This window comes from Bellilinea sp. (assembly GCF_034432615.1).
Classification (GTDB): Bacteria; Chloroflexota; Anaerolineae; order Anaerolineales; family Anaerolineaceae; genus Bellilinea.
On the sequence record NZ_DAOUBL010000099.1, the window covers coordinates 1 to 7930 of the forward strand.

Genomic DNA, 7930 nt, shown 5'->3' on the forward strand with positions numbered 1-7930 from the left:
TTCCGTAAGATTTGGTTAAATTTTGAACACTGAGCATTTCAGCAACCTGTCAAGTGAATACAAAAATCCGAAGGCAGAAGCCTTCGGACGAAACCGCAACACTGCGCGCGCCGGGCGCTGCCACAAACAATTCTGCTTTTACAGGTTGCTGCTGATCATCTCACCTTCCTTGCTCAAATACCTGCCGGTAGTATACCACAATCCGCGTTTTTGGATTTATTTTTCGACAATTTCATACGAGTAGGTAATTTCTGCAACTCCCCGCACGGTATTGGAAACCGAGCAGTATTTCTCTTCCGAAAGGTGAATAGCCTGTTCAACGGCCTGCTGGGTCAAACCCTCGCCGCCCAGGCGGTACAACAGGTGAATCTTGCGAAAAGTCCACGGCGGATCGCTGTCCTGCACCGCCTCGGCTTTAATTTCCAGAAAAGTCAGTTCAATCCGCTTTTTTTGCAGAATGTTGACCACATCCACGGCGGTGCAGGCCGAAAGCGCCACCAGCAGCATTTCAGACGGTTTCATGCCGACTCCTTCATCCGGCGTGGAAAGCACGACCGAGTGATGGGTCGAATCAATGCCGATAAACCGCTGTCCGCCAATCCACTGTACCAATGCAGATGCCATGCAAAAACTCCTCGAACTGTTAGATTTTACTTTTCAAACAAAGCCGCCCAGCCTTCGCGGATGCGGCGGAAACTATCCTCCAATGCCTCCGGCAGGACGCGTGTACCCGCCAGTGTGGACATGAAATTGGTATCACCTGCCCAGCGCGGGACAATGTGAAAGTGAAAGTGCTCGGCAATCCCTGCCCCGGCTACGCTGCCGATATTCGCCCCCACGTTGAACCCTTCCGGTTTATACACGGTTTGAAGCACCAGCAGCCCGCGGTTGAGCATTTCGATAATCTCTGCTCGCGTATCTTCGTCCAGATCCGGCAGACTGGGCTGGTGGTCATACGGCACGACCATGATGTGCCCGCTGGTATAGGGAAACCGATTGAGAATAACAAAAGCGCGCTCACCGCGCGCAATGATCAGGTTTTCATGACCGTCTTCCTGCTGTGGAGCGGCGCAGAAAACACACTGGTTGCTTTTTTCATTGCCCTGAATGTATTTCATTCGCCACGGTGACCAGAGGTGATCCATGCGCCGATTGTATCACAGCCCGCGGGTAGATTTCCAGTTATTTTTCAATTTTCATCATTTTGAATGACATTCTTTTTAGGCAGCTTGATCAGCAAAGCCGGGTTGTACAGGGCAGCCTGCAGATCACTCAAGAAGCCGCGCAATCGTCCGGCCAGCAGGGCAGACTGCTCCATCGGCAGCAGGTGACCCGCAGCCGGAACAATTTCCAGCCGGGAGAACGGCATGTGTTCCGCCAGAAAGCGAGAGCGCGACGGCGGGGTCAAGCGGTCGAGGCTGCCGCAGGCAATATAAGCTGGCGCCTGAATCTGACTGACGCGCTGGCGTAGATCAAACTGTGCGCAGGCAAGCCAGTCGCCATACAGTACACTGCTGCGCACTTTTTGCAGGCTGCTCATGGTTCGGGCAGCCAGTTCAGGGTTGGTGGTACTCATCAACAAACGCTCCCGGATCAGGCGAATGCCGAGCGGCGCTGAGGAAGGATTGCTCAGATAATCCACCAGTTCAGGCGGAACATCGAAACTGGCGGCTGCTGAAAACAGCCCCAAACCGGCCACATGCTGAGGAAATTCCAGCGCCAGATGCATGGCAACGGCTGCCCCCAACGAATGACCGACAAATACCGCCTGATAGCGGTTGGACGCCGCCAGAAATTCCAGCAGCGCGTCGGCATATTCGCCAACCGATTGACACCCCGGCAGCGTGGAACGCCCATGTCCCGGCAGATCAACCGCATAAACGGTGTAACCAATCAGCCGGCGAAATTCGGCCGGCCAGTCCAAATGGCTGCCGCCCGCCCTGTGAATCAGGATGACGGCTTTTTGATCACTTTTGCCCCCCTCATACAGCGAATAGGCAATTCCGGCTGTCAAGGGCATTTGAGTTTTCCTGTGCAGAGTTAATTGGGTTGAGGAACTTTCGCCAGTCCGCGCTGCAAACGGTCAACCGCGGCTTCATCCAGGGGTATGACCACCTGAACACGCGTTCCCTTGCCGGGTGCAGATTGGACACGCAGAACGGCGTTGATCATATCCGCCCGCTCGCGCAGGTTAATCATACCCAAACTTCCCCGTTTTTCATAGGAATTGAAGACCCCATTTAAATCAAATCCTTTGCCGTTGTCGGCAATTTCCAGAAAGATCATCTGCGCATCTTCCGGCAGCCGCTTGAGCCGCACGCGAATCAGGCTGGCCTGGGCATGTTTGCGGGCATTGGTGACGGCTTCTTCCACCAGATAAAACACCACCCCCTGCCGGTTGAGATCCAGCGCTTCCACAGCCTGCGGCTCAATTTCCAACGCCACATTTTGCTGAAAGACTTCTTTCATTTTATCCGCCATTTGCTGAAGCGCAGCGGTCAGCCCTTCGCTTTCCAGTGCCAGCGGCCGCAGGGTAAACAGCATGTGACGCAGTTCCTGGGTAGCGCGCCGGGCAAGGTCTTCAATGCGTTTCAATTCTCCCGGCAGTTCATCCGCCTGAGAATGGAGCATTTTCGCCGCAATTTGAGCGCGCATCACAATCCCCGAAACCAGTTGTGTGGGGCCGTCGTGCAGGTCGCGCGCCAGTTTTTTGCGCGTTTCTTCCTGTGCGCTCAAAATTCGATTCTTTTCCTTTTCCACTTCCTCAAACAGGCGGGCATTCTGAATGGCCACCACCACCTGATGGCTGATCATTTCCAGCAGGTCGCAGCGTTCGCTGGTAAAAAATTTCGACTCCGGATGGGCAAACAGCATCACCCCAAAAATCTGCATGCCGCGCAGCAACGGCAGTACCAGCGCCGCCTGACAGGTGCGCAGCGCCAAAAGGTGTTTTAATTCTGCATCGGCAGACGGATCAGGGATCAATTGCGGCTGTCCGCTTTTGAGCGCCTGCGCCAGCCCGCCCTCTTCGGCACGGAATGTTACCCGCCGGTCAGCCGGTGAAAGCCCGCGCGCTTCGGCAATCACCATCTGGTCGTCCTCGAACAAGAGAACCGCGCTGATTAAACGGCTGGTTTCACTCTCCTCACCCAGCGCGCTCTGGCTGAGGTTGAGCGCGCTATCCAGCACCACCTGATAATTGAGTGTAGCGCTCAGCGTTTCGACCATTGAGTAGAAAATTTCCAGCCGTTTACGTTCTTTGACCTGCGCCCTGCGTTCGGTTTCCTCGCGCAGTGCCAGCAGACTGCGGTAACGAAGGCGCAGCAGGCGCATCACCCGCCGGCTGAGCAGCCCCAGCACCAGCATGGTCGTCCCATGAATCCCCAACAGCATCATCCCCGGCAGGGCATACGCCGAAAGGCTGCCTGCGCCAATCATCCTCACCGCGATGGCAGCTTCCAGCGCGGTGACCAGCACAGCGCTGATGAACGCACCGCGCCACTCATAGTACAGCGCTCCGCTGAGGATGGCCAGCACCCCCGCCCAGGAAAGAGCTCCTCCCAGCCCGCCGCTGGTGTAGAAAAAGGCCGCGCTGATGAGCACATCCAGCACCACGCCGATCAGCCGGTGAGCCGGCAGGCGGGTGTTGGCAACCGCCAGAATGGATAAAATCAAATTCAGGCCGGCGGCTGCGGCAACCACCCCCAAAAATGCAACCGAGGGCATGCCGGCCAGCGCCTGTACGGTAATGAAAACCACCAGCACCAACCAGCGCAGCGCCAGTACCAGCAAATCGGGCAGGTAGGGAAATTCTGCTCTGCGCATACCCTTAAATCATAACCGATTTGTAACCAAAAATAGACTAATAAAATTGCAAGGTGAACGGCTGCTATTCCCAAAGATTTCTCAAAAGATCAAAAGGTTGCAACCTCAGCCTGTCAGCGCAATACGAAGACCTCCACCCGTGCGCTCTAAACCCCCTGTCCGTTTGCCCATAGCTTTCCCAAAGTCACGAATGAACAAACCACAGGCTATCAACGTCAATAAAGAACAACCCATCCGCTCACCCCAACCCCCCGAAGCCCCCCTTCCCCGCAACGCCTCATGTCCGCTTACCGCGTTTCTCTTTGGGGAAGGGGGGCAATGATTGCGACCCACGCTGCGCTGGGGTTAATGTCAACGGTGTTTCTCTTTGGGGAAGGGGGCATTTTCTTTTGGGTTGCTTGGGCACATTCCGAGTCATCAGAACCAAAATCCCTTTTCAAGAGCGAAAAAAGATCCCCCATTTTGCTCAGCCCATTGGCGGAAAGAATAATGCGTGAAATGGAAAGAAAACGACAGGCTTGTCAGGGAACTTTGAGAAAGCCATCTCCGTTTCCCCACAAGGCTGGCCTGCCCGATCCACTCACCTTTCTTTTGGCAAAGAAAATCTTCGATTGGGCTGCGGAGGTAGCAAGCACCCCAGCAGCCCAGCAATTTATTTCCGTAGTAGGCGGAAAACGAGAATTGGAGCGAATCTCCCCCGCCGCCCGGGCCGGTTTATTTGGTGACCACCGGCAGGTAAAGCAGCGCCAGAGCATTTTGCACCGCGCCGCGCGTGCAGGAGGAGGCAGGACGCACTGTACCCAGTTGATCCTCCGCAGGGCAGCTGCTGCCGGGGCTGGTTACCGCCGGACTGCCCGGTTTCGGCGGATGGTGGGGCAGCGTCTTGCCATAGAAACCAAGAGGATTGAGCAGCGGATTGGTATTCTTTAAGTCGCTGGTCTGAGTCAGATTGCAGGAGTCGTCGCTGCTGAGATTATAGCCGTTGGAAATGAATCCTTGGTTACCACAGTTTTTATTTCCGTTTTCAAAAAGAATTGTGCCAATCAGTTGAACTTGACCGGGAGGAGTAGAAGGGTATACGTGAATACCGGGCCAAGTAGAATCGGTGTTATTGCTGGCAATCGTGGAATACTTGATCGTAACCGTTGCGCCACCATCTACATAAATTACATACAATTTTGATGGGAATGTATCCCCAACACCAATATTGCCGCTGACGGTCGTGTTTTCAATCGATGCCGCTTCACCCGCGATGCCGATAGCGCTGCCGGCGACTGCCTGGTTTCCCGTAAAAACGCTGCGCTGGATTTCGGCGGCATTGACAAAAACGCCGCCGCCTCGGTCAGCGCTATTGTTCTGTATCAGGCTGTCAAGGATTTTTACCGTAGCCGGATTTGATACCGACAAACCACCACCCGTCCCATCAGGCCTTTCAACAAGATTGTTTTGCAGTCTGACTTCCTTCAAGGTCACAATAACTTTATCTGCACCGAGGTGTGAACCAGGGATGTTTATACCGCCTCCATTTTCGGTACTGGGCGGCCTGCCGTTTTGAATGGTCATTTTCTCAAAAGTAACTTCCGTGTTTGGGGCAGTGTGGAAGATTTCGAAGATGCGATCACCCCAGCCGGCGCCGCCCTGAACTATCGTCGTATCACGGCCGGCGCCAACTAGTTTCATCTTCCCAGACAAGTCCAGGTCGCCAGTGAGGCTGAGGTGTTCACTTGCACCCGCTATAGTCAGCGTATAAACGCCTTCCGCCAGATGAATGATATCCATATCGCTACTGCTGCCGGCCGGGCAGGCATCCACGACAGAATTTGTGATGGAAGCCCTCACCGCCTCGCGCAGCGAGCAGTCGCCGTCGTTGTTCAGCTCGTCAGTGGTGGTGTTTACAGCGATGGTAACATCCGCCATCACAGGTTTTGGAGAAGGCTGCAGGATGGTGAGGCCCATTAGGATGAGATTACAAAACAACCTCAAGAACCGCAGAAGGTTTATCATGTCAATTCCTCCAATTTTTATGTAAATTGGATAATATCGTGATTGGAGTTGAATTTCAACAATATGGGTCCGCATTCATATAATTTTCTAAAAATTTAGATTGGGGTTAAAATAAACTGGATGACCCCCGCTTTCTGGCTGATTCTTCTTTCCATGTTCTTCTACGGCGCGCTGCACTCGCTGCTCGCCTCTCGGCGGGTCAAGCGCTGGGCTGAAGCGCGCTTCGGGGTTCAAATCCGCCGTTATTACCGCCTGTTTTTTTCCATCCTCGGCGCAGTCACCTTTTTGCCGCCGCTGGCGCTCACCGCGCTGCTGCCCGACCGGGTGATCTACACCATTCCCTTCCCCTGGTTTCTGCTGACCGGTCTGCTGCAAATTGCCGGAGCAGTCGGCCTTTTGTACGGCGTTGCGCAAACCGGGGCGATGCGCTTCATCGGTCTGGATACCGTCATGGATCAGGCGGCGCTGGACCGCCCGCCGCACTTTGTCACCGGCGGTCTGTACCGCTGGGTGCGTCATCCGTTGTACACCTGTTCTCTGCTCTTCCTCTGGCTGATGCCGGTGATGAGCTGGAATCTGCTGGCGCTCAATATCGGGGTAACCTTATATTTCATTATTGGTTCGCGTTTTGAAGAGGATAAACTGCTGGACGAATTCGGCAAAGCCTATGCCGAATACCGCCGCCGCACACCGGCGTTTTTGCCGCGTTTGTTCCGCCCGCCGGAGTAAGCCGCCGTGCCGCCGCTGCTCTGGCTCTCGGCTGCCTTTCTGGCAGGGGTTGGGCTGAGCGCAGCCCTGCACCTGCCGCCGCTTTTCTGGCTGGCAGGCGCGGGCACAGCCGTACTGCTGGCGCTGCTGGAGGACAGGATAAGCCGCCGCTGGCGCGGCTGGGCAGCTCTGCGCCGCTTTCTGCCGCTGCCGGTGGGTGTGATTCTGGCTGCCCTGCTGCTGGGAGCCTGGCGCTGGCAGGCAGCCCAGCCCCTCTTTACGCCCCGCCACCTCGCTTTTTACAACGATACCGGCAAAGCCGAACTGCTCGGCTGGATTTCCACCGACCCCGACCGCCGCGAAAATGCCACTCTGCTGACCATGCAGGTCAATGATATCCGCCTGGCCGGTACGAATCACACCCAGCCGGTGCAGGGGGCTGCCCTGCTGCGCCTGCCGCCGGGCGGTGAGTGGCACTACGGTCAGCGCGTGCGGGTGTGGGGCAGCCCGCAAACCCCGCCCGAAGACGAAACTTTTTCCTACCGTGCCTATCTGGCTCGGCGCGGAATTTACACCTACCTGATGTATCCAGCCGCCACGCCGCAAAGCGGGCAGGCCGGCAGTTCGCTGCTGAAAGCGGTCTACAGCCTGCGAAGTTTAGCCTACCAGACTCTCAACCGCCTCTACCCCCAACCCGAAGCGGCCTTACTGAGCGGCATCCTGCTCGGCCTGGAGCGCGACCTGCCCGCCGGTCTGGCGCGCGCCTTTCAGGACACCGGCACAGCACACATCATCGCCATCTCCGGCTTCAACATGAGCGTGCTGAGCGGCCTGTTTCTGGCATTGTTCGGCCGGCTGCTGCCGCGCGGGTGGGCGGCCGTGTGTGCCGCCCTGGCAGTCACCTTTTATACCCTGCTGGTCGGCGCCAACCCGGCCGTGGTGCGCGCCGCGCTGATGAGCAGTCTGGCACTTTTCGGGCGGCTGATCGGCCGTTCTTCGGCCGGCCTGACTCCGCTGGCATTCAGCGCGGCGCTGATGACCGCCTTCAACCCCTGGCTGCCGTGGGATGCCTCCTTTCAACTTTCCTTCACTGCCACGCTGGGGCTGATTTTGTATGCCGAGCCGCTGCAGCGCGGTTTTGAAGGCTGGACAGCCGCCCGCTTTTCCCCTCGTCTGGCACGACAGATTGCCTGGCCGGTTTCGGAGTATTTTCTGTTCACCCTTGCTGCGCAGGTAACCACCCTGCCGGTGGTACTGGCGCAATTCGGGCGCCTGTCGCTTTCGGCGCTGGCCGCCAACCCGCTCATCCTGCCGGTGCAGCCGCTGGTCATGCAGTTGAGCGGGCTGGCGCTGATTGCCGGCATGCTCTGGCTGCCGGCCGGTCAGCTGCTCG

7 protein-coding genes are annotated in these 7930 nt (G+C 56.7%); 2 read left to right on the top strand and 5 right to left on the bottom strand.

Going from position 1 to position 7930, the window contains the following annotated elements; all coding sequences use genetic code 11:
- Positions 1-216: 216 nt before the first annotated feature.
- The 5 genes from VAE48_RS04555 to VAE48_RS04575 all read right to left on the bottom strand — a co-directional run bounded on the left by VAE48_RS04555 (position 217) and on the right by VAE48_RS04575 (position 5829).
- Positions 217-624, bottom strand: coding sequence for an OsmC family protein (locus VAE48_RS04555; RefSeq protein WP_322792138.1), 408 nt, complete (start codon positions 622-624; stop codon positions 217-219).
- 26 nt (positions 625-650) lie between these two features.
- Positions 651-1118, bottom strand: coding sequence for an HIT domain-containing protein (locus tag VAE48_RS04560; protein ID WP_322792139.1), 468 nt, complete (start codon positions 1116-1118; stop codon positions 651-653).
- Between the two features lie 71 nt (positions 1119-1189).
- Complete coding sequence (locus tag VAE48_RS04565; protein WP_322792140.1) at positions 1190-2020, bottom strand: alpha/beta hydrolase; 831 nt, start codon at positions 2018-2020, stop codon at positions 1190-1192.
- 20 nt (positions 2021-2040) lie between these two features.
- Positions 2041-3825, bottom strand: coding sequence for a GAF domain-containing sensor histidine kinase (locus VAE48_RS04570; RefSeq protein WP_322792141.1), 1785 nt, complete (start codon positions 3823-3825; stop codon positions 2041-2043).
- Between the two features lie 714 nt (positions 3826-4539).
- A complete protein-coding gene (locus VAE48_RS04575) occupies positions 4540-5829 on the bottom strand; it encodes a CSLREA domain-containing protein (RefSeq protein ID WP_322792142.1) in 1290 nt (429 codons plus the stop codon).
- Positions 5830-5949: 120 nt separating this feature from the next.
- On the opposite strand from VAE48_RS04575, the gene VAE48_RS04580 reads away from it, so the two are divergent.
- The gene (locus VAE48_RS04580) at positions 5950-6558 is read left to right on the top strand and encodes an isoprenylcysteine carboxylmethyltransferase family protein (protein ID WP_322792143.1); all 609 of its coding nucleotides are present in this window, start codon (positions 5950-5952) and stop codon (positions 6556-6558) included.
- A 6-nt stretch (positions 6559-6564) separates the two neighbouring features.
- Positions 6565-7930 (top strand): ComEC/Rec2 family competence protein (locus VAE48_RS04585; protein ID WP_322792144.1); only part of this gene is annotated, 1366 nt, incomplete at its 3' end.